General features: G+C 73.7%; 17 protein-coding genes. 7 read left to right on the top strand and 10 right to left on the bottom strand.

Features of this window, described 5'->3' with window-relative positions:
• Positions 1-30: 30 nt before the first annotated feature.
• From ACIPYS_RS11765 to ACIPYS_RS11755, 3 genes are read right to left on the bottom strand one after another with little or no spacing between them, the layout of a single operon-like run.
• Positions 31-1407, bottom strand: a complete 1377-nt coding sequence (locus ACIPYS_RS11765) for an MFS transporter (RefSeq protein WP_400745531.1) — start codon at positions 1405-1407, stop codon at positions 31-33.
• Positions 1408-1412: 5 nt separating this feature from the next.
• Positions 1413-2633, bottom strand: coding sequence for an ATP-grasp domain-containing protein (locus tag ACIPYS_RS11760; protein ID WP_400745529.1), 1221 nt, complete (start codon positions 2631-2633; stop codon positions 1413-1415).
• 55 nt (positions 2634-2688) lie between these two features.
• Positions 2689-3477 (bottom strand): B3/4 domain-containing protein, encoded by a 789-nt coding sequence (locus tag ACIPYS_RS11755; RefSeq protein ID WP_093861029.1) that lies wholly within the window; start codon positions 3475-3477, stop codon positions 2689-2691.
• Positions 3478-3748: 271 nt separating this feature from the next.
• Between ACIPYS_RS11755 and ACIPYS_RS11750 the strand changes: the two genes are divergently transcribed.
• The gene (locus ACIPYS_RS11750) at positions 3749-5212 is read left to right on the top strand and encodes a PLP-dependent aminotransferase family protein (protein ID WP_400745527.1); all 1464 of its coding nucleotides are present in this window, start codon (positions 3749-3751) and stop codon (positions 5210-5212) included.
• Positions 5213-5274: 62 nt separating this feature from the next.
• On the opposite strand, the gene ACIPYS_RS11745 is transcribed toward ACIPYS_RS11750, so the two are convergent.
• Positions 5275-7482, bottom strand: a complete 2208-nt coding sequence (locus ACIPYS_RS11745) for an MMPL family transporter (protein ID WP_093861031.1) — start codon at positions 7480-7482, stop codon at positions 5275-5277.
• Positions 7483-7742: 260 nt separating this feature from the next.
• Here ACIPYS_RS11745 and ACIPYS_RS11740 point away from each other — a divergent pair, with 260 nt between their 5' ends.
• Together ACIPYS_RS11740 and ACIPYS_RS11735 are read left to right on the top strand one after the other, a co-directional pair.
• A complete protein-coding gene (locus ACIPYS_RS11740) occupies positions 7743-9011 on the top strand; it encodes a sensor histidine kinase (RefSeq protein WP_400745526.1) in 1269 nt (422 codons plus the stop codon).
• Positions 9008-9718 carry a response regulator gene (locus tag ACIPYS_RS11735; RefSeq protein WP_400745524.1) on the top strand — a complete coding sequence of 237 codons (711 nt, stop codon included), beginning with the start codon at positions 9008-9010 and terminating at the stop codon, positions 9716-9718. Before ACIPYS_RS11740 ends, ACIPYS_RS11735 begins: the two co-directional genes overlap by 4 nt.
• Here ACIPYS_RS11735 and ACIPYS_RS11730 read toward each other — a convergent pair.
• The gene (locus tag ACIPYS_RS11730) at positions 9715-11361 is read right to left on the bottom strand and encodes a histidine decarboxylase (protein WP_400745523.1); all 1647 of its coding nucleotides are present in this window, start codon (positions 11359-11361) and stop codon (positions 9715-9717) included. The two genes, ACIPYS_RS11735 and ACIPYS_RS11730, sit on opposite strands and share 4 nt — an antisense overlap.
• Positions 11362-11519: 158 nt before the next feature.
• Here ACIPYS_RS11730 and ACIPYS_RS11725 point away from each other — a divergent pair, with 158 nt between their 5' ends.
• Positions 11520-12008, top strand: a complete 489-nt coding sequence (locus ACIPYS_RS11725; RefSeq protein WP_231978632.1) for an Lrp/AsnC family transcriptional regulator — start codon at positions 11520-11522, stop codon at positions 12006-12008.
• 21 nt (positions 12009-12029) lie between these two features.
• Here ACIPYS_RS11725 and ACIPYS_RS11720 read toward each other — a convergent pair whose 3' ends face one another.
• A complete protein-coding gene (locus ACIPYS_RS11720; RefSeq protein ID WP_400745521.1) occupies positions 12030-12836 on the bottom strand; it encodes an isocitrate lyase/phosphoenolpyruvate mutase family protein in 807 nt (268 codons plus the stop codon).
• A 144-nt stretch (positions 12837-12980) separates the two neighbouring features.
• Between ACIPYS_RS11720 and ACIPYS_RS11715 the strand changes: the two genes are divergently transcribed.
• Positions 12981-13745 (top strand): helix-turn-helix transcriptional regulator, encoded by a 765-nt coding sequence (locus tag ACIPYS_RS11715; protein WP_093861037.1) that lies wholly within the window; start codon positions 12981-12983, stop codon positions 13743-13745.
• Positions 13746-13807: 62 nt separating this feature from the next.
• Here the strand turns inward: ACIPYS_RS11715 and ACIPYS_RS11710 are convergent, their stop codons facing one another.
• From ACIPYS_RS11710 to ACIPYS_RS11700, 3 genes are all read right to left on the bottom strand, one after another.
• Entirely contained in the window at positions 13808-14329 is a 522-nt protein-coding gene (locus ACIPYS_RS11710) for a DinB family protein (RefSeq protein ID WP_093861038.1), read from the bottom strand.
• Positions 14326-15129, bottom strand: a complete 804-nt coding sequence (locus ACIPYS_RS11705) for a VOC family protein (RefSeq protein WP_093861039.1) — start codon at positions 15127-15129, stop codon at positions 14326-14328. The genes ACIPYS_RS11710 and ACIPYS_RS11705 overlap by 4 nt, the downstream gene beginning before the upstream one ends.
• A gap of 148 nt (positions 15130-15277) precedes the next feature.
• Entirely contained in the window at positions 15278-17773 is a 2496-nt protein-coding gene (locus tag ACIPYS_RS11700) for a germacradienol/geosmin synthase (RefSeq protein ID WP_400745518.1), read from the bottom strand.
• 280 nt (positions 17774-18053) lie between these two features.
• Between ACIPYS_RS11700 and cyaB the strand changes: the two genes are divergently transcribed.
• Entirely contained in the window at positions 18054-18620 is a 567-nt protein-coding gene (gene cyaB / locus ACIPYS_RS11695; protein ID WP_400745517.1) for a class IV adenylate cyclase, read from the top strand.
• Positions 18621-18766: 146 nt separating this feature from the next.
• Positions 18767-19387, top strand: coding sequence for an HhH-GPD-type base excision DNA repair protein (locus tag ACIPYS_RS11690; RefSeq protein ID WP_093861041.1), 621 nt, complete (start codon positions 18767-18769; stop codon positions 19385-19387).
• Positions 19388-19505: 118 nt separating this feature from the next.
• On the opposite strand, the gene ACIPYS_RS11685 is transcribed toward ACIPYS_RS11690, so the two are convergent.
• Positions 19506-20924 (bottom strand): MFS transporter, encoded by a 1419-nt coding sequence (locus ACIPYS_RS11685; protein ID WP_400745855.1) that lies wholly within the window; start codon positions 20922-20924, stop codon positions 19506-19508.
• Between the last annotated feature and the right edge of the window lie 126 nt (positions 20925-21050).

The raw sequence follows: 21050 nt of genomic DNA, 5'->3' as shown, positions 1-21050 counted from the left end.
ATACGGCGGTCGATCGGACGGTCACACGGTTCAGGTGCCGGAGCGGACGGCATCGGCCGGTCCGGGTCCGGCTTCGACGGAAGCGGAGGCAGCGGCAGCGGCAGCGGGTGAGGCTGAAGGTGAGGGTGAGGCGGCACCGGAAGCCGGGGCGGGCTCCGGGCCGACGGCCGCGGTGGCCGGCGCGCTCGCGGGCGAGGACCGGATCCGGAGCACCGCGAACACCGCGATGCCGACCAGCGGCGTGACCAGCATGGTGTGCAGCACCGGACGCGCGCCGTGGTTCTGCCAGATCAGCCCGAGGCCGAACGGCACCACCAGCCGGGCCAGGCCCAGCACGAAGCCGTTGAGCGCCATGAAGCGGCCGACCCGGTTCTCGTCGACGTGGTCGGCGATGTAGGTGGGCACCACCACGGAGGCGATGATCTCGCCGAGCGTCCACACCACGGTGGACGCCAGCACCGCCGCGAGCGAGAAGCCGAAGTCGAGCACGGCCAGGCCCAGCGCCCACAGCACCCCGGCCACCAGCAGCAGGGTACGGATCGGGTAGCTGGCGATCCGCTTCTCCAGCTGGAGCCCGAGGCCCACCACCACGACGCTGTTCACCGTGTACACCACGCCGACCAGCCCGGCCGAGGCGTTGAGCTCGGTGGTCACGGCCAGCGGCAGCGCGTACTCCAGCCCGATCAACGGGGCCACGTAGAAGAACGAGGCGAGCACCATCCACAGCACATGGCCGTGGACGCCGCCGAACCGGACCTTCCCGCCGGACGCCTTGGGTGCGGCGGCGCCGGTACGGGTGTCCCGGGGCACCCAGATCCGGATCACGACCGCGCACAGCAGCCCGACGACGATGTTGCCCGCGAACATCACGTGGTACGAGTAGGCGGCCGCGACCCCGCCCAGCAGCGGGCCGATGCCCATGCCCAGGTTGTTGCCGATGTAGCTGACCGTGTACGAGAACGGCCGCTGCTCGGGGGTCGCCAGGTCGGCGATCAGGGTGTTGGCCGCCGGGCCGAACATGCCCATCCCCACCAGGGCGACGAACAGGTACAGCGCGTACGTCCAGGGCGGGCCGTCCAGGGTGCCGAGGCCGAGGTAGCCGACCGCGTTGAGCACCAGGGCGGCGACCAGGGCGTCCCGGCGGCCGCGCAGGTCGCACACCGGCCCGCTGAGCAGCGATCCCACCAGCAGGCCGGTCGAACCGACCGAGATCAGCAGGCCCGCCTCGGCCGTGCCGAGGCCCTTGCTGCGCACCAGGTAGACGGCGAGCAGCGGGAAGACGAACATGCCCGCGCGGTTGACGAAGGACGTCACGAACAGCACCCGCAGCGGGAGCGGTAACTCCTTGAACCTGGCCGGCCATGCCTTCGGGGCGGCGGCGGCCCCTTCTCCGGTGTTCGTGGCCATCCCGGTCAGACCGCCGGCTCGGTCTCGACCCGGAAGGCCCGGCGGACGGTGCGGAACCGTGCCAGCACGTCGTCGTAGTCGCTGCCCTCGCACACGTACCAGCCGAGCACGTCGTTGGAGGCGACCGGCGGGGCCAGCACGTCGCCGACCCCCTTCCAGACGTCCGCGTCCAGGACGCCGTCGAGCGCGTTGAGGTCCCCGGGCGAGCTGATCCCGGTGATCCGCCCGTACTTGGCGGAGGACAGGTACTCGGTGCCGATCTCCGGGCCGATCCGGGCCTCGGTGCGGTGCTCCGGGTCGAGTTCGAGCCGGGCCCACTCGCCGGCCAGGTTGATGCCGCGCCCGGCCTGGATCGCCGGGACGATCGAGCCGCCGCCGGCCCGGGCCCCCGCCTCGCCGAACACCGCCTCGCCGTCCGCGTCCAGGAAGAACTCGACGTGCGCGACGCCGGTGCGCATCCCGAAACCGCGCAGCACCGTGGCGTTGAGTTCCAGGATCCGCCGCTCGTGCTTGCCGAGGTCGTGCTTGCGGGAGATGGTGCCGCCCGGCTCGTCCCGGTACTCCAGCACCGAGTAGGTGTAGCGGGACAGTTGCTCGAAGACGACCTCGCCGTCCTGGAGCAGGGCGTCCACATGGAACTCGGTGCCGCGGACGAACTCCTCGACCCGGTACTCGTGCCGGTCGTCGCCCATCTCCTCCCACACCTCGGCCAGCCGCTCCGGCCCGTCCACCCGGTAGGTGCTTCCGCAGGCCCAGCCCGCGTACGGCTTGATCACCACCGGGTAGCCGGTCAATGCGGCGAACTCCTCGACCGCGCCCAGGGTGTCGGGGCGGCAGGAGCGCGCGACCCGGACTCCCAGCTCCTCGGCGCGGCGGTGCATCACGTTCTTGTCGCGGAAGTTGAGCGCCTGGTCGGGCGTCAGCCCGGGGATGCCGTGGTCCCGGCGGGCCCGGGCCGCGGGCAGCACGTCGCCCTCGAACAGCGGGAAGATCCGGACCAGCCGGTGCTCGGCGGCGATCGCGTCCACGGCGGACCGGAAGGCCGGGGTGGAGTCCAGGTCGGCCTCCCGCACCGTCAGGCCCTCGACCTCGGGCGGGATCTCGCCGGTGGGCACCAGGACGACGGGGTGGTGACCGAGCTCGGTGGCGACCTCGACCACGCTGCGGAACTGTGCGAGGTAGCGGCCGGCGGCGGGGCGGTAGACGATCAGAATCGCGGGGTTCATCGGGTTCTCCTGGAGGTAGCGGTCGGTCCGGCACCGGGGCCGGCTCCCACGACGATCAACCCGCGACGACGGACGACTCCGCTGCCGACTGCTCCTGGACGTTCTGCTCCGGCACGAACAGTTCGGCCCCGAGCTCGGCGGCGTCGAGCACGACCGGCCGCTGACGCACCGCCCCGAGCGCGTCGAGCGCGGCGGCGAGGCGGTCGAGCGCCCGCTCCACGTCCGCGCGGCCGCCCTCGTGCACCGCCTCGACGGTGAGCAGCAGCCGGCGTCGGCCGACATCGGTCCTGATCACCTCGCTCTGCCGCCAGTTCCACCGCCGCGAGTGCGCCCGGTCCTGGGTGTCCGCGTAGACGACCTCGCCCGGCTCCGGGCGCTCCGGTGCCTCCGGCGCGCCCAGCGGAAGGTACGTCTCGCCGCCGTGGGCCAGCCGGACGGCCAGCTCGCCGGTGATGTCGCCGACGTCGCAGGAGGCGACCGGCAGCCGACTGTCCAGCGAGACGGCGTTGCAGAGGTTCACGAGGGCGTTGATCCGCGGCAGCCGGTCGCCCTTGGCCACCCGCCGCAGCACCGATTCCGCCGCGCAGGGGAAGCGGTTGGGGTTGACGTCGACGCTGCGGTACGCGTCCCGCCAGGCGGCGATCGGGGGCAGGGCGGAGACCTCCGCCTTGCCCAGGGAGAGCCCGTGGACGGCGTCCTCGGCGGCGGTGAGGAGGTCGTCGACCTCCGGCGCCGCCGCCACGACGTCGACCACCGGGACGGCGATCAGTCCGAGGACGTAGCCGGGCACCCGCGCCAGAAGACTTTCGTCGAGAATGACCTTCAGGGCGCTGGTCCGGTCCATGAGGTGAGTCCTTCGCGTCCGAGCTGGGTTGATGACCTGACCGACGATAGGGAGCCGGGCCGCGTCCGACTGCGGCCAATTCCCGGACATCTGTTGGTGCCACTTCCGTCCACTCGGCCACCCGACGGCGCCCGGTCGACGGCCCTGCCGCCCCCGCGACGGGCCCCGGGCCCCTCGCGCGTTCCCGCGCGGCGGTTGCCTGTGCGGAACGAGTCCATCAAATGTGACAATGCTCGGTCCATACCACTTCGCCCTCTGCACAGGAGGCCACTTGGCCTGGCATCTGGCCCTCGACGTCGATCGCGGCTCCCGCGTCCCACTGGCCCTGCAAGTGCGTGACGCGGTACGCCGCCTGGTCGAGGACGGGACCCTCCGCGCCGGAACGCGATTACCCTCCAGCCGTCAGCTCGCCACCGACCTGGCCGTCTCGCGCAGTGTGGTGGTGGAGGCGTACGAACAACTCACCGCCGAGGGCTACCTCGTGACCCGGCGCGGCTCGGGCACCTCGGTCGCCGAGGACGGCGGCGGACTGGCCCCGGTCTCCTCCGCGCTCACCGCCGCGGCCGCCACCTCCGCCTCCGCCCCGGCGGACGGCGACGGCGGCGAGGCCGCCTGGGACCTGCGGACCGGCACCTCCAACCTGCTCGCCTTCCCGCGCCAGGAGTGGATCCGCTGCGTCACCGTCGCGCTGGGCGCCGCCGGCCACCGCGAGCTCAGCTACTCCCCGCCCGCCGGGGTCCCGCTCACCCGTCACATCCTGGCGGGCTACCTGGGCCGGGTCCGCGGGGTGCGCACCCGGTCCGAGGACCTCATGATCACCTCGGGCTTCGCCCAGGGACTCGCCCTGCTCTGCCGCGTGCTCGGCGACCGGGGCCACCGGACCCTGGCCGTGGAGGACCCGGGGCACCCCGGTGAACGGGAGTTCATCGCCAGCGCCCGGATCCGGCCGGTCGGCATCCCGGTCGACGCCGAGGGCATCCGCGTCGACCTGCTCGAGCGGTCCGGCGCCCGCGCCGTCCTGACCACCCCCGGCCACCAGTTCCCCACCGGCGCGTGCCTGAGCCGGGAGCGCCGGGAGCAGCTGATCGCCTGGGCCCGGGCGGTCGACGGCTACGTCATCGAGGACGACTACGACAACGCCTACCGCAGCCGTTCCGGCCAGCCGTCGGCCCTGCAGAGCCTGGCGCCGGACCGGGTCGTCTACGCGGGAAGCGCCAGCAAGGTCCTCGCGCCCGCGCTGCGGCTGGGCTGGCTCGCCGCGCCGTCCGAGCTGATGGCCTCGCTGGAGCACGTCCGCGCGGGCTGGGACATCGGCTGCTCGGGCCTGGAACAGCTCGCCTTCGCCCGCTTCATCGACACCGGCGGGCTCGACCGCCACCAGCGGCGCCTGCGCGCGGAGTTCGCCGCGCGCCGGGAGGTCGTCCGGCGGGAGGTCGCCCTCCATCTGCCCGGCACCCGGGTGCTCGGCGGGGACGGCGGGCTGCAGGCGTACCTCGAACTCCCGCCCGCCGTGGACGAGGACGCCCTGATCCGCGCGGCCCGCGGCCGCTCGGTGCTGATCCGCGGCGGGCGCTTCCACACCCTCGCCGACACCGGCCGGCCACCGGCGCTGGTCCTCAGCTACGCCACCGTCGGGTGCCAGGGCCTGGCCCGCGGGATCACCGAACTCGGCTTCGCCTACCGGCGGTTGCTGCCGGGGGCGGAGATGGGGGAGACCGCGGGGGAGACGACGTGACCCCCGGTGCCCGGCCTGCGGGGGCAGGCCGGGCACCGGGGGCGGACCGGGGGTCGTGAGCGTCAGGCGTTCAGCCGCTCGGGGGTGGCCTCCCGGTGCGGCGCCACCGCCTCCGCACCGTCCGACGCGTGGCGCGGGGTGGGCCGCAGCGGCCACCAGATACCGCGGCCGAGCAGCGCGGCCATCGCCGGGACCAGGACCAGCGAGAGCACGAGCGCCGAGAGCAGGATGCCGAGCGTCATCGCGAAGGCGACCTGCTCGCTGCCCGGAGTGGTGGCGAGGGAGGCGAAGGACGCGGCCAGGACCAGGCCGGCCGTGGCGATGGCGGGGGTGGTGTGCCGGACGGCGCGGGCCACGGCGCCGCGGACCGGACCGGGCCGCTCCATCTCCTCCCGGATCCGGTCGGTGATGAGGATGTTGTAGTCCGTGCCCAGCGCCACCACGAAGAGGAACAGCACCAGCGGCAGGGTGAAGCTGACACCGGGCTTGTCCAGCCCGTGCTGGAACACCAGCGTCGCGGCGCCGAGGGTGGCGGCGAAGCCGAGCCCGACCGCGAGCATCAGCACCAGCGGGGCCAGCAGACTGCGCAGGAGCAGCAGCAGGATCAGGGCGATCAGGGCGGCCGCGACCGGGAAGACCACGGCCAGGTCGTGGTCCACGGCGACCGAGATGTCCGCGAAGATCGCCGCCGTGCCGCCCACATGGGCGCTCGTCCCGGCCGGGGTGTTCGCCGCGACGGCGTCCCGGACCGGGCCGGAGACCAGCTCGCGCGCCTTCGCGCTCTGCGGGTCGGCGGTCAGGTAGAGGTCGATCCGGGCGGCGCGGCCGTCCGGGCTCAGCACCGTGCCGCCGACCTGGCCGACCCCCTCGACCCCGCCGAGGGCGCGGGAGAGGCCGGCCAGCCTGCCCGGGTCCACGGCGCCCTTGTCGGCGGCGGTGACGTAGACACCGGTCGGGTCGGACACTCCGGCCGGCAGCGCGCGGGAGATCTCGGTCGCGGTGGCCGCGGCCGCGGTCTTCGAGCCGCCGCCCTGGCCGTAGTCCATCCGGATCCCGACCGTCCCGGCGGCCAGGGCGCCGAGCAGCGCGAGGGAGGCGAACAGCATCGCGGCCGGCCGGCGGGCGACGAGCGCGCCGAAGCGGGCGGCGACACCCTCGCGCGGCTGCCGGCGCAGGCTCCTGGACGGCCAGAACATCCTGCGGCCGCAGGCGGCGAGCAGGGCCGGCATCAGGGTGAGGCTGCCCAGCAGCATCACCAGGACGGCGACCGCGATGGCCGGGCCGAGCGAGCGGAACTGGCCGAAGCTGGCGACGCCCAGGGTGGCGAAGGCGGCCACGATGGTCAGCGCGGCGGAGGTGATCGCCGTGCCGACCCGGCCGGCCACCTCGGCCGCCGCCTCCCGGGCGGGCTGCTCGGGCCGGGCCCGCAGGTGCTCGCGGAACCGGAAGAGCAGGAACAGCAGGTAGTCGATCCCGATGCCCAGCAGCACCACGGCGATCAGGCCCGGGGTGGTGGTGTCCAGCTTGAGTCCGGTCAGCGACGCGGCACCGGCCACCGCCCCGCCGGCCACGCCGCTGATGAAGGCGACGGCCAGCAGCGGCAGCACCGCGGCCAGCACGCTGCGGAACACCAGCACGTTGATCAGCACGATCAGGCCCATCAGCAGGGCGCCGCCGACCGTGGCGGCGGTCCTGTTGGCATCGTCCGTGTCGGACGCCTCCGCCAGGCCGCCGGTGAAGCCGGTGCGCATCCCGGCCTCGGTGAACTGCGCGCGGGTGGCGTCCCGGAAGGCCCGGTAGACCTTGCGGACCCCGTCGTCCGCGGCGTTCCCGGTCAGTTCCGCGGTGAGCAGTTCGAAGGTCCGGTCGGGGGCGACCATCGCCGGCGCGACCCTGGGGGTCTGCGAGCGGTCGGGCACCAGGAAGGACGGCTCGTCCTTCTCCCGGGGCATCTCCACCCGGCGCTGGGCCAGCTTCGCCGCCTCGCCCTCGATCCGCTTCTCGTCGGCGGGGGTGAGGGCCTTGCCGTCGGCCCGGGCGACCAGCACCGTCACCGTGGTGGCGTCCGGATCGATCCCGAAGTTCTTCTCGGCGATCCGCAGGGCCGCCGCCGAGTCGTAGCTCGCGGGCAGGAAGTCGCCGCTCTGCGACTGGGTGACGCGGGACATCAGCATCGGGGTCAGCAGTGTCAGCCCGATGCCCAGCACCGCCCAGAGGGCGATGACCTTCCACGCGTTCCTGGTCGAGAAACGGGTCAGTGCGCGGATCACGCTGCCCTCCGGTGGCTGGACGCGAACGTCGGCTTCGGCACCGGGGGTTCCCGGCCTGTTCCCAGAACATCAGGCCGAGCGGCGCCGGACGTCGGGGCGACGGACGATCCGCGCCGGGGGTCCTGCTCCCCCGGCCGGCCCGGACCCGGGACCACGGTCCTGGGCCCGGCCTCCGGCTCTCGGCCCCGGGGACCACGACCGGCCTGCCGGGCCGGTGCCAGAATGGGGGCGTCATCGCTGATCAGCCCGGGAGGACCGAGATGGACGGGCGTCAGCGCCCCGCAGCGGCCGCGGCCGACCCCGACGGCGGGCCCGGCCCCGGGGACCCGTCCGGCTCCCCGCTGCTGGCCCGCTTCGCGGACGGCACCCCGTGGAGCCACACCGACGCGATGGTCGCCGTCGGCGCCGGCCTGCTCGACCTGGTGGCCTACCTGCTCTTCAGCCAGGTCAACAGCTCCGTCGGCATCAGCGTGCCGGGCTTCCTCGTCCTCCTGCTGTCGGGCCTGCCGCTGCTCGCCCGCCGTCAGTACCCCGCCCAGGCGCTCGCCGCCGTCCTGGTCATGGAGACCCTGGTCAACGTGCTGGCGCCGATGGGGTCCCGCTTCGGCGCCGTCATCACGGTGGCCGTGTACACCGTCGCCCGGCACTGCAGCGGCCGCGTCACGGCCGTCGCGGGCGTGGTGACGGCCGTGACGACGATGCTGAGCCAGGGCCACTTCGGCGTCCCTTCCGGGGAGCAGTTCATCGCCGCCACCGCCTCCACCGCGCTGGTGACCGCCGGCGGCCTCGCGATCTCGCGCTGGCAGCGCGAGGTCGCGGCCAACCGGCAACTGCTGGCCGACCGCGCGGTGGCCGAGGAACGCCGCCGCATCGCCCGCGAGCTGCACGACATCGTGGCGCACCACATCACCACCATGCAGCTGATGGCGGGCGGGGCCCGGGCCAATCTGAACAACCACGACGTGGTCCGGGACGCCCTGGTAACCCTGGAGTCCTCCGGCCGGCTGGCCCTGCGCGAGATGCGCCAACTGCTGAACGTCCTGCGGGCCGGCGACGAGCCCGACGCCGCCCCGCCCTCGCCCCAGCCCGGGGTGGAGGACCTCGACCGGCTGGTCGAGGAGTCCCGCCGGGCCGGGCTGCCGACCGACCTGGTCGTCGACGGACCCGCCCAGCCGCTGCCGCCGACGGTCGGCCTGACGGTGTTCCGGATCGTCCAGGAGGGCCTCACCAACGCCCGCAAGTACGCCGGACCGGCCCGCGCGACCGTCCGGCTCGGCTACCGCCCGGACGGGATCACCGTCGAGGTGCGGGACGACGGCACGGGCCCCGCGTCGCCGGACGCCGGTCCGGCCGCCGGTGAGCGGGGCGGGTACGGCCTGATCGGCATGCGCGAACGGGTCGCCCTGCACGGCGGCACCCTGGAGACCGGTCCCCGGCCGGAGGGCGGCTTCGCCGTCCTGGCCGAACTGCCACTGGCCGCCGACGAGACCGCCGAGGCGGCCGTCCAGCACGGGAAGGTGCCCCGATGACCACCACGACGCCCCCGATCCGGGTCCTCCTCGTGGACGACCAGCCGCTGGTGCGGCGCGGTCTGTCGCTTATCCTGTCGCCCGACCCGACCGTCGAGGTCGTGGGCGAGGCCGAGGACGGCGAACAGGCCGTCGCCCTCGCCCGGCGACTGCGCCCCGACGTCGTGGTGATGGACATCCGGATGCCCGTCCTGGACGGCGTCGGCGCCACCGAGGAGCTGTCCCGCACCCTGCCCGAGTGCAAGGTCCTGGCGCTCAGCACCTTCGACATGGACGAGTACGTGGTGGCCGCGCTGCGCGCCGGCGCCCACGGCTTCCTGCCCAAGGACGTCTCGCCGGAGGACCTCGGCGCCGCGATCCGCACCGTGCACGCCGGTGAGGCGGTGGTCGCGCCGCGCCTGCTCTCCCGGCTGATCTCCACCTACGTCCGGGCGCCCGCCGACGTCCCGCCGCCGCCCGCCGCCGCCGTGACGGGCGAGCTCACACCGCGCGAGGTGGAGGTCTGGCGACTGATGGCCACCGGCCTCGACAACACCGCGATCGCCCGGTCCATGGACATCAGCCACTCCACGGTGAAGAACCACATCACCAGCATCTTCGGCAAGCTGGACGTCCGGGACCGCGCCCAGGCGGTCATCGCCGCCTACGAGTCCGGCCTGATCACCGCCCGCGCGGGCACCGGCGACCGGACCGGGGCGCAGGACTAGGGGTTGCCGACGGCCCGGGCGGTGCCGAGGACCACCGGGTCCCGGGCGAGGTCGGCCAGCAGGGCGTCCAGCTTGGAGCGGTCGACCGAGGGCATCAGGAAGACGTGCACGTAACCGCGCAGGCCGGCCGGGTCGCCGGGGGTGGTCAGGACGTTCTCGGAGGAGAGCGACCACTTGGCCACCAGCGCGGGGCTGGGCTTGCGGAAGCGCACGGTGATCGCGCCGGGGGTGCGGGCGGGCCAGAGCTCGGCGCCGGTCTCCCGCTCCAGGTCGCGGAGCCCGCGTTCCAGGTACCCGGCCAGCTCCTGGGAGCGGCGGATCCGGTCGACCTGGTCGCGGTAGGAGAGGCGGGACAGGTGGTCCCACAGCACCAGCGGCGAGAACCCGTTGCGGGAGCCGGCGAAGGTGCTGTCCGGGGCCCCGATGTACTCGGGCTGGGTCGGCGGCTCGAGCTGGTACTTGGTCTTCGTCATGAAGACGCCGCAGGGCCACGGCACACCGGCCCACTTGTGCCCGCTCATCGCGATCGACGCGACCATGTCGACCTCCCGGGTCTCCCCTGATTCCCGAGCGTCCCGGGCCGGCAGGGTGAGGCCGAAGTCGAACTCCGGCAGCTCGGTCTCCGGCGTCCAGCCGAACGCCGGGTCCGCCGCGGCCATCCGCAGGAACGGCGCGTAGCCGGCGCCGAGCGCGCCGTCCACGTGGATCCAGAAGCCCCGGCGGGCGTCGTCCCCGGCACCGGGCAGCAGTCCGTGCCGCTCGAAGACCGGCAGCAGCAGCTCGCACGCGCCCCGGACGTCGTCGTGGGCGCCCTTGAAGGTGCTGCCGAGGTTGAAGTTGACGAAAATCGGGTGCCCCTTCGCCGCGAAGAACTCCACCAGGACGGCGAGCGCCTCGGCGTCGACGGCCCCGGATCCGTCCCAGGAGCGGCCGGACGGGCCGGGCATCGAGGGCACCTCGGCGGGCCAGTCCCCGCCGAGCGGGCACTCACCGGGGTAGTCCGCCGCACCCACGGCGGCGAAGGTGTCGACCCCGAGCACCCGGACGGCCTTGGCGAAGGAGTAGTGGGTGTCCTCGGAGTAGAAGGCCACCGGCCGGGGTGCGCCGGGCCTGGTCAGGTAGTCGCGCGCGTTCCAGAGCGCGTACATGTTGCCCTCGGTCGAACCCATGGAGAGCATGTAGCCCCAGTAGGACTCGGGGTCGGCCGGGTCGTACGACGGCCCGGCGTGCCAGAGCCGCGCGTAGTAGTCGAGCACCGCGCGCTCGACGACCTTGGTGTTGGGCTTGTAGCCGCCGCTCTGGAACGGGTCGCCGAGGTTGTTGATGTTGCTGAGCATGAAGCGGGCGAGGTCGAGCGCGCTGCCCGCGAGCTCCTGGGTGGCCTGGTAGCCGACCAGGTGCCGGCGCTTGCGGGTGAGGTAGCCGTCCATCCGGTCGAGCGCGCGCAGCCGCTCGCCGTCGGTGAGCCCCTCGGCGGGTATCGCGAAGTCCCCGCGCTCCGGCTCCGCGTCGAGGTCGGCGGTGTCCATCGGGGCGGTGTCCACCGGGGCGGTGTCCACCGGGGCGTCCGCCGGGGCGGGCGCGGCGGCGAGGGCCCGGGTCCGGAGCGGCAGACCGGGGGCGGGAACGGTGGTGGGGCTCATGGGCGCGGCACTCCGGGTTCGCTGGGCGGGGTCGGCCGGAGCCGCTCACCCGCCAGAATGGAACTTCTCCGCATCCTGGCGAAAGTCTTCCGAACAAGATTCGGAATCGATCACTTCTGCCTTGCCAATCTGCGGCCGGGTCGGCGACTCTGGGCGACGTGCCGAATTTTCCGCAGGCCCACCGGGCGCCCGTCGACGACATCGACCGCGCGATCCTGCGCGTCCTCGCCGAGAACGCCCGCACGCCGAACAACGCGCTCGCCGAGGCCGTGGGCATCGCCCCCTCGACCTGTCTGGCACGGGTGCGCGCCCTGCGCGAACGCGGCATCGTCCGCGCCTTCCGGACCGAGATCGACCCGGCGGCGATCGGGCTGCCGCTGCAGGCGATGATCTCGGTCCGGCTTCGGGCGCACACCCGCGAGCAGAACGAGAGCTTCCGCGGCACCGCGCCCGACCTGCCCGGCGTCCTGGCGGTGTTCCACATGGCCGGGTCCGACGACTACCTGCTGCACGTGGGCGTGGCCGGGCCGGAGGAGCTGCGCGACTTCGTCGTGGACCACCTCACCACCCACCCGGCGGTGGCGCAGACCCGGACCAATCTGATCTTCGAGCAGATACCCGGCCGGCGGTACCTCACGAACGACTGACGCCCCCGGCCGGGACCCGCCTCACCGCCCGTCGGTGTGCAGGGCCTGGACCGCGGCGTACCCGGGGGTGCCGGCGGGGGCCGCCGGAGCGCCGTCGCGGACGGCGAGGGCGGTCGAGACGGCGGCCCCGAGCGCGGCCCGGTAGAGCAACGAGCCGAGGCTGACCCGGGCGACCCCGAGGGCCGCGAGTTCGGCCAGGGTGGGGCCGGTCGGGGAGTAGAGGATGTTCAGCGGGGCGGTGACGGTGCCGCGGATCCGCGCGACGGCGGCCGGGTCGGTCAGCCCGGGGACGAACAGGCCGTCCGCGCCCGCCCGTTCGTAGGCGGCGAGCCGACGGTCGGTCTCCTCGGCGGGATCCGGCACGCCGAGCCAGTGGGTGTCGGTGCGGGCGTTGACGAACAGCCGCGGCACGGCGGCCTTGATCGCGGCGATCTTGGCGGTGTGCACGGCCGCGGGGGCCAGCGTGCCGTCCGGCCGGCCGTCCTCGAGGTTGATGCCGGCCACCCCCGCCTCCGCCAGCTCGACGGCCAGATCGGCGACTTCGGACGGGTCGTCGCTGAACCCGTGCTCCACGTCGACCGAGAGCAGGTAGCGTCCGGACCGGCCGAGGCGCCGGGCCAGCCGGAGCGTCTCGGCCCGGGTGGCGGCGGCACCGTCGGGCAGCCCGGCCGCCGCCGCGACACCGAGACTGGTGGTGCCGATCGCGGCGAAGCCCTGCTCCGCGAGGACGGCGGCGGAGGCGTGGTCCCAGGCGTTGGGGAGCATCAGCGGCTCACCCGGGCGACGGTGGAGGGCGGCGAACGGGGTGTCCAGCGGGGCGGTGCTCATCGGACGGTCCTCTCGTACGAACGGGGACCGGCTCGGGTCGCCGGCCGCTCGGGGCGACGGAAGCGGTGGCCCCGGCCCTGCCCCCCACGGTAGGACCGGGACGTTTCGGCGCCCGCCGAACCGTCCCGGGGGCACCATGGACCCATGTCCCTCGCCCGACTGGCCGCCCTGCTCGCCGATCCCACCCGAGCCGCGTTCTGCACGGCCCTGCTCGACGGCCGCGCCTGGACCGCCGGCGAACTCGCCCGGCACGCGGGCGTGGCACCCTCCACCGCCAGCGAGCACCTCTCCCGGCTGATCGACGGCGGCCTGCTGGCCGAGGAACGGCAGGGCCGGCACCGCTACGTCCGGCTGGCCGGACCGGAGGTCGCCACCCTGATCGAGGACCTGTCCGCCTTCACTCCCCCGACCGGAACACCGGGCGGGCCGCCGGCCGGGACACCCGACGGGACACCGGCCCGCCGCTCCCCGGCGGCCACCCGCTCCCCGGCCCCGCGCTCCCTGCGCGAGAGCAGCCGGCTGAGCGCCGAGGCCCGCGCCCGGACCTGCTACGACCACCTCGCCGGACGGCTGGGCGTGGCGGTCGGCGACGCCGTACTGGCCCGCGGCCTGGTGACGGAGGAGGACGGCCCGGCCCTGACCGCCCGCGGCCGCGCCTGGCTGACCGAGCTGGGCGCGGAGCTGCCGCCCCGGGCCGGACGCGCCGGCGCCCGCCCGGTGGTCCGCACCTGCCTGGACTGGACGGAGCGGCGCAACCACCTGGGCGGGGCCTTCGGCGCGCTGCTCTGCCGGACGGCGCTGGACCGGGGCTGGGTGGAGCGGATCGGCTCCGGCCGCGCGCTGCGGGTCACCCCGGACGGCGAGCTGGCCCTGCGCGAGCTGCTCGGCGTGGAGCTCCTGCCCGCCTGAGCCGACGGCGCCCCGGCGTCCACCGACCCACCGACCCGCCGACACACCGACCCGCCGAACCCTCAGCCCATCGTCCTCGCCCCGTCCAGCGACTCCCGGATGATGTCGGCGTGCCCGGCGTGCTGCGCCGTCTCGGCGATGAGGTGCAGCAGCACCCGCCGCACCGACCAGGAGGCGCCGGGCTCGAACCACGGCGCGGCGGGCAGCGGATGCGCCAGGTCGAGGTCCGGCAGGCTCGCCACCAGCGCGTCCGTCGCGGCGGCCACCTGCTCGTACCCGGCGAGCAGCCCGGCCAGGGTCTCCCCCTCGGCCATCCTGAACTGCCCCTCCCAGTCGACGGGTTCGGACGCCATCGCGTCCGCGCCACCGACCGCGAACCGCATCCAGCCCGCCTCGGTCCCGGCCACGTGCTTGATCAGCCCGCCCAGGCAGAGTTCGCTGGCCGTGGTGCGCCGGGCGGCCTGCTCGTCGGTGAGGTCGCGGACCGTGAAGCGCAGGAACCCCCGGTGCTTGTCGAGGGTCTGCAGCAGGTCGGCCCGCTCGCCGCCGAGCCCGGCCGCCCCGGCCGGCCGCGGCGCGCTCATTCCGCGACCATGACCGGCATGTCGCCGGCCGTCCGGCCGAGGTCGATCACACCGAACGCCGCGCCCTGCGGGTCGCCGACCGCCGCGAACCGCCCGAACGGGCTGTCCGTCGGGCCGAAGTACAGCTTTCCGCCGTGGCCGGTGACCTTGGCGACGGTGGCGTCGCAGTCGTCCACGGCGAAGTACACGCTGAGGTAGTTCGGCGCCTCGGCCGGAAGGTCGGTCGGCCCCGCCAGCATCCGGCCGAGCACCGGCTGCTCCCGGACGTGGAAGATCTTGTAGTCCACCTGCTCCGAGTCCATCCGCTTCACCGCGTAGGGGAAGACGGCCGGGAAGAAGCGGTCGGCGGCGGCCTCGTCCCGGGTGATGACCTCGGCCCAGGTGTACGCGCCCGACGCGCCCTGCTTCTCGAAGCCCTCGTGGGTACCGGCCTGCCAGACGCCGAAGACGACCCCGGCCGGGTCCTTGGCGATCACCATCGAGCCGAACTCGCCGACCGCCATCGGGCCCATCAGGACCTCGCCCCCGGCGGCGCGGATCCGCTCGGCGCTGGTGGCGGCGTCGGGCGAGGCGAGGTAGAGGCACCAGGCCGACACCGCGGTCCCGTCCTGGCCCGGCATCGGCGGGACGATCGCCGCGACCGCCTTTCCGTCGGAGTAGGCCTGGGTGTAGTTGCCGTACTCGGAGGAGGACTCACCGAAGGTCCAGCCGAGTACGTCGCCGTAGAAGGCCTTGGCGCCCTCCAGGTCGGTGAACATCGCGTCGGCCCAGCAGGGCGTTCCCTCGGGCAGTACCGGCATGGCAAAGCCTCTCGTGTGGCGTTTTGTCCCGGTTCGCCACCCTAGTCAGTACCCTGCCGACGCGCGCGCCAAAAGGCCGGCGGCCCGCCGGGGAAACCGGACCCCGGCGGGCCGCCGCACACCCCGGCCCGCCGGGGAACCGGCCCGCTCAGGAACCGACCGCGACCCGGCCCGGTCCGCCCGCCACCGCGGCCGCCGAGGTACCGAGACCGGTCGGCCGCACCAGCAGCGCGCCCACCGCCGAAGCGGCCGGCTCCTCCCCCTCCCCGGCCGGTGCCACCGCCTGCTCCGCCGCCTCCCCGGCCGCGTCCCGCCCGAAGTGCCGCAGCAGGTCCTCCTCGCGGTACCGGCGGCAGTCCCGGTGCCAGACCAGGATCCCGGCGAGCCAGTTCTCCAGCTCCTTCACGTACCCGGCCAGCATCGCCCTGGCCGGTCCGTCCAGCCCGAAGTCCTCGAACAGGACCGGGAACTCCTCGGCCACCACGTGCCGGAACTGGTCCAGCCGGGAGTGCATGAGGTCGTCGACGATCCGCACCGCCGCCGGGTAGTCGCAGTCGAAGAAGTTCTGCACCACCAGCACGGCGTTGTTCAGCTCGCCGTCGAACTCCACCTCCTTCTGGTACGAGAAGAGGTCGTTCATCAGCGCCGCGTAGTCGGAGGCCGCGTTCTCCAGCGAGCGCATCGAGCCGCTGGCGTAGATCTCGTCCGGCACGACCTTCCCGTGCGCCAGCCGGGACAGACTCATGGTGAGGTCGGAGCCGAAGGTGGCGCGGCGCATCTCCAAGTAGTCGACCGGGTCCGCGATCCGGTTCTGGGCCTGGTTGTCGATCTCCCAGATCCAGCCCTCCAGCATCGTGTCGACGGAGGCACGGAGCGTCGAGCGGCCCTCGGCGGTCATCGGACCGGCGGTCCGCTCCCAGAGGTCGGCCAGCCCGCGCTCCAGCGCGTTCAGCGGCTCCGCGCCCGGCTCGCCGTCGACCGGCATCAGCAGCAGGTACCTCGCCCGCACCGCCTTGGCACCGGCCAGGTCGACGGGCCGGCCGAACGCCTTCGGGAACCAGTCGTCGGCGTAGGTTCCCCACAGCAACCAGTCGGTGGCGAGGTCGAGTTGGCCGGCACTGGCATCCGGGTAGATGCCCGCCGCGCAGAGCGCGAGGTCGTAGTCGGCCGCGTCCGCCGCACTCCAGACACCCGCGGTCGGGTCCTCCGGCCGGGCCTCCAGCAGGCCGATCCGGCCGGCCCACTCGATCGTGTGCAGCCGCGCGGCGTCCAGGCAGGGGTTCGGCTCGACCGTGAACGGCAGCCGGAAGTCCGGCAGCAGGGACGGTCCGACGGCCTGGAAGGGCACGTGCGCGTGCGAGCGCGCCCGCCGGACCCCCGGCTCGACGTCCCCGCGCGAACCGCCGACCAGCCCCGTCCCGGGCGACTCCAGGGACGCGCCGGCCCCCCGCAGGACGTCGAGCAGGGCCGCCACCGGCGAGGCCCCGACCGTCGGCGCCCAGTCCTTCATCACCGGCCCGGTCCGGCTCAACGAGCCCAGCTCCTCGGCCAGATCGCCCAGCGCCCCGCCGGAGCGCAGCACGTCCAGCGCCGACGTCCCGACCCCGCCGATCGCGAACGGGTCCCACCAGGTGGCCGCGTCCGCCGCCGCGCCGCCGCCGTTCATGTACCGGCTGGACCGCATGTGCCACTCGTGCCCGCCGGCCTGCCAGTCCTGCAGCCCCTTGACGTACGCCAGCACCCGGTCCTGCTCCCGCGCGTCCAGCCCGGTGTCGGCGAACAGCTGCGGCAGCTCCGTCACCACGGTGTTCTCGAACTGCTGGAGGCGCGAGGTGAGCAGGCCGTTGACGGCGTCCGCGGCCTCCTGCGTCGTGCACTCCAGGAACTTCTCCAGCACCAGCACGCCGTTGCTGAGCTCGCCCTCGTCCTCGACCTCGCGCTGGTAGGAGAACAGGTCGTTGCGCAGGTGGACGCCGTCCGAGAAGGCGTCCATCAGGACCCGCAGCGGTCGCGACCCCGACACCGCGGCCGGCACCTCGGCCCCGGCCGCGTACTCGATCAGCCCCGCGGACCAGGGCGCGCCGCCCACCTTGCGGCGCATCTCGATGTACTCGACGGGGTTGGCGACCCGGCCCGCGTCGATGTTCGCGAGCTCCCACAGCGACTCGTCGAGCAGGTTCCGGGTGCTCTCGGCGAACCGCACCCGCCAGTCCTCGCCCATCGCCGGCACCGTCCGCCGCCAGAGGTCCGCCAGCCCGGCCTCGACCGGATTGGTGGGCTCGGGCGTCTCCGCGGCCGGGTCGGCCGGCATGAACAGCGGCAGCCGGTCCAGGTACGCCTTGCCGCCCACCCGGTCGTTGGTGCGCTTGAAGACGTCCAGGAAGTGGTCGTCGAAGAAGAACACCCACACGTACCAGTCGGTGACCAGCGACAGCACCTCGGCCGACGCGTCGGGGTGGGTGTAGGCGCAGAGCAGCCCGTAGTCGTGGGCGTCCAGGTCCGCCCGGGTCCAGATGCCCGACCCCTCCAGCATGCCCATCTCCCGCGCCCACACCGAGGAATGGGCCCGGGCCTGGTCGAGGTGCGGATTGAGCCGCGCCGGGTGCGGCACGTAGAAGGAGGGCAGTTCGAACGGCTGGGACACCGGGCGAGCCTTTCTGGGCGCGTCGACAAGGCCGACACAGCATTACCCGACTCCACCGCTCTCAGCCGGAGAACCGGAACAGTCATATGAGATGGACCAGTTCGATCGAACACCTGATCAACTCACCTCGCGCCATTGGATCATCAGTGCGACTGGTCGGCTCCACCCCACCCTTCCGGCCCCCACCGGTCCACTACGCTCGGACCGCGCCGGCCGAGGGCGTCACCGCGCCGCCCGCACCGGCGAATCCGGCATCCGGCAACCGACAGGGGCGCAGGTCGTGGAGTACACCGAGGTCGAGCAGAAGTTCCGACTCGTCGGCCCGGCCGACGGGTTGAGGGAGCGGCTGGCCGCGCTCGGCGCGCGGCCGGGGAGTCCGTCCCGGCAGGTCGACACCTACTACAACGCGCCGCACCGGGACTTCCTCGACCAGGAGGTGGTCTCCGAGTGGCTGCGGGTGCGGGTCGAGGACGGCGCGGCGTCGGTCAACTTCAAGCGGTTCCACCCGATCGCCTCGCCGGTGAAGACGCACTGCGACGAGTACGAGAGCACGGTGGCCGACGCGGAGGCGGTGCGGCGGCTGCTCGCCTCGCTCGACTTCACCGAGCTGACGGTCGTGGACAAGACCCGCGAGGAGTGGCACGTCGACGGGATCGCGGTGGCCTTCGACCTGGTCGCCGGGCTGGGCGAGTTCGTCGAGTTCGAGTTCAAGGGGGAAGCGGCCACCGTCGCCGAGGCGACCGCCCGGCTGGAGGCGTTCATCGACGGTCTCGGACCGGGCGCCGGGGCCGGGCTCGGTGAGCGGGTCCGCCTCGGCTACCCCCATCTGACGCTCGGTCTGGAGTGACGGCGCCGCCGGCGCGCAGAAGTCCGCCGACGAACCAACCGGCCGCTCCAAGGAATCAGCTGGTCATGGCGTGTTGACAGGGCCCCTTCGGCGCCCGCCCGGCAGACTGGGCGCGACCCGAGTCCATGCTCCGAGGAGGTCAGCCCATGAACGTCACCGTGCGGCTCGCGCAGCAGCCCGAGGCCGACGAACTGCTCGGGCGGAGCCCGCTCGCCGCGCTCGTCGGGATGCTGCTGGACCAGCAGGTGCCCATGGAATGGGCGTTCACCGGACCGCTCACCATCGCCGGGCGGCTGGGGCACGAGGACCTGGACGCCCACGAGATCGCCACCTACAACCCGGAGGAGTTCGTCGCCCTGCTCTGCGAGAAGCCCGCGGTGCACCGCTATCCGGCGGCGATGGCCAAACGGGTGCAGCAGCTCTGCCAGTTCCTGGTGGCGCAGTACGACGGGGACGCCGCCGCGCTCTGGAAGGACGTGGCGACCGGGCGGGAACTGCTCAGCCGGCTCAACGCCCTTCCGGGGTTCGGGAAGCAGAAGTCGCAGATCTTCCTCGCCCTGCTCGGCAAGCAGTACGGCGTGCGGCCGGAGGGCTGGCGCGAGGCGGCCGGGGCGTACGGCGAGGACGGCGCGTTCCGCTCGGTCGCGGACATCACCGGCCCCGAGTCGCTGGAGCGGGTGCGGGCCACCAAGCAGGAACTGAAGCTCGCCGCCAAGGAGGAGAAGGCCGCGAAGGACGCCCTGGCGAGGTCCAAGGTCCGCGCCTGAGCCTCCGGCCCCTCCCGCCGGGCGCCGGACGCGCGGCAGGGGCCGGACGTGCGGCAGGGGCCGGAGAGGACTTTCCTCTCCGGCCCCCGGCACGGAACGGAGGCGGGACGCCCGGCCCCTAGACCAGGGCGGGCTCCCGCTCGGTCTCCTCGGCGACGTCCGGAGCGGCCTGCGCCTTCCGCCGCCCCGGCAGCGCGAACATCAGCAGGAACACCACCGCGAGCACCCCGAGCACCCACCACATCGCGTGCTGGAACGCGCCCACGAACGCCGGGCCCCCGGCCGCCCCGGCCGGCACCGCGTCGAAGAACGCCACCGACACCAGCCCCAGGCCGAGCGCCAGGCCGACCTGGTTCACCGTATTGATCAGCCCGGAGGCCGAACCGGCGTGCTCCTGCGGGACCTCCGCCAGCACCGCGTCGGTGATCGGCGCGACGATCAGGCCCATCCCCGCACCCATCACCACCAGCGGCAGCGCCATCTGCCAGGGCGCGATCCCGGTGCCGTACCGGTGCGCCTCCGCGATGTAGACGAGCACGCCGGCCGCCATCACCAGGGCGCCCGCCTGGAGCACCTTCCGGCCGAACCGGGGCACCAGTTGCTGCACCGAGACACCGGCCGCCACGGAGATCGCGATCGAGAACGGGATGCCCGTCGCACCGGCCTTCAGCGGGCTCCAGCCGAGCCCGAGCTGCATGTAGAGGGTCCAGACCAGGAAGAAGATCCCGGAGACCACACCGAAGGTCAGCTCGACACCGATGCCCGCCGCGAAGGACTTCGTCCGGAACAGCGACAGCTCCACCAGCGGCGAACCGTCCCGCCGGGTCTTGACCCGCTCGTACGCGACGAACAGCGCGAACACCGGCAGGCTCCCGGCCATCGTCAGGTGGCCCCAGAGCGGCCAGCCGGCCTCCCGGCCGTGGGTCAGCGGGTAGATCAGCATCAGCAGGCCGAGGCTGGCCAGCACCACACCCGGCAGGTCCAGCTTGAGCGCCCGGTCGGCCCTGGACTCGGTGATGAAGATCCGGCCGAGCAGCAGTCCGGCGATCCCGACCGGCAGGTTGATGAGGAAGATCGGACGCCAGCCGAGCCCGAGCACGTCCCACTCGGTCAGCACCGCGCCGATCAGCGGACCGCTGACCGCGCCCAGCCCGACCACCGCGCCGAACATGCCGAACACCTTGCCGCGCTCCTCCGCCGGGAAGGTCGCGTGGATGATCGACAGCACCTGCGGCACCATCAGCGCCGCCGTCCCGCCCTGGAGGATCCGCATCGCGACCAGCACCTCCGGACCGCTCGCGAGACCGCAGAGCGCCGAAGTCAGCGTGAAGCCGGCCATGCCGATCAGGAACAGTCGCTTCCGGCCGTGGATGTCACCCAGCCGACCACCGGTGATCAGTCCGATCGCGAACGCCAGCGCGTACCCGCCGGTCACCCACTGCACGGCGGAGAACGACGCCCCCGTGGACTCCTGGATGCTCGGGATCGCGATGTTCACGATCGTGACGTCCACCAGGTCCATGAAGGAGGCCGTCATCACGATCGCCAGCGCGATCCACCTCCGCCGGTCCGACAGCGACACCGGCGCCGCTCCCGGCACCGGCCCCGTCACCGACACCGGCCCCGTCACCGGCCCGGTCCCCGCCCCCGAACCCGATTCCTT

The sequence above is a fragment of the Kitasatospora sp. NPDC089913 genome (assembly GCF_044748625.1).
GTDB lineage: Bacteria > Actinomycetota > Actinomycetes > Streptomycetales > Streptomycetaceae > Kitasatospora.
Note: the sequence above shows the minus strand (reverse complement) of the source record. Positions and strands in the feature narration are given on the sequence as shown.

What these genes read in the sequence shown, in the direction of transcription:
- ACIPYS_RS11710 (WP_093861038.1), bottom strand. Translation starts at nt 14,329, where the DNA reads ATGAGCGCGCCGCGGCCGGCCGGGGCGGCCGGGCTCGGCGGCGAGCGG.
- ACIPYS_RS11690 (WP_093861041.1), top strand. Translation starts at nt 18,767, where the DNA reads ATGAACGTCACCGTGCGGCTCGCGCAGCAGCCCGAGGCCGACGAACTG.
- ACIPYS_RS11740 (WP_400745526.1), top strand. Translation starts at nt 7,743, where the DNA reads ATGGACGGGCGTCAGCGCCCCGCAGCGGCCGCGGCCGACCCCGACGGC.
- ACIPYS_RS11765 (WP_400745531.1), bottom strand. Translation starts at nt 1,407, where the DNA reads ATGGCCACGAACACCGGAGAAGGGGCCGCCGCCGCCCCGAAGGCATGG.
- ACIPYS_RS11755 (WP_093861029.1), bottom strand. Translation starts at nt 3,477, where the DNA reads ATGGACCGGACCAGCGCCCTGAAGGTCATTCTCGACGAAAGTCTTCTG.
- ACIPYS_RS11685 (WP_400745855.1), bottom strand. Translation starts at nt 20,924, where the DNA reads ATGACGGCCTCCTTCATGGACCTGGTGGACGTCACGATCGTGAACATC.
- ACIPYS_RS11720 (WP_400745521.1), bottom strand. Translation starts at nt 12,836, where the DNA reads ATGAGCACCGCCCCGCTGGACACCCCGTTCGCCGCCCTCCACCGTCGC.
- ACIPYS_RS11735 (WP_400745524.1), top strand. Translation starts at nt 9,008, where the DNA reads ATGACCACCACGACGCCCCCGATCCGGGTCCTCCTCGTGGACGACCAG.
- ACIPYS_RS11715 (WP_093861037.1), top strand. Translation starts at nt 12,981, where the DNA reads ATGTCCCTCGCCCGACTGGCCGCCCTGCTCGCCGATCCCACCCGAGCC.
- ACIPYS_RS11730 (WP_400745523.1), bottom strand. Translation starts at nt 11,361, where the DNA reads ATGAGCCCCACCACCGTTCCCGCCCCCGGTCTGCCGCTCCGGACCCGG.
- ACIPYS_RS11705 (WP_093861039.1), bottom strand. Translation starts at nt 15,129, where the DNA reads ATGCCGGTACTGCCCGAGGGAACGCCCTGCTGGGCCGACGCGATGTTC.
- ACIPYS_RS11760 (WP_400745529.1), bottom strand. Translation starts at nt 2,633, where the DNA reads ATGAACCCCGCGATTCTGATCGTCTACCGCCCCGCCGCCGGCCGCTAC.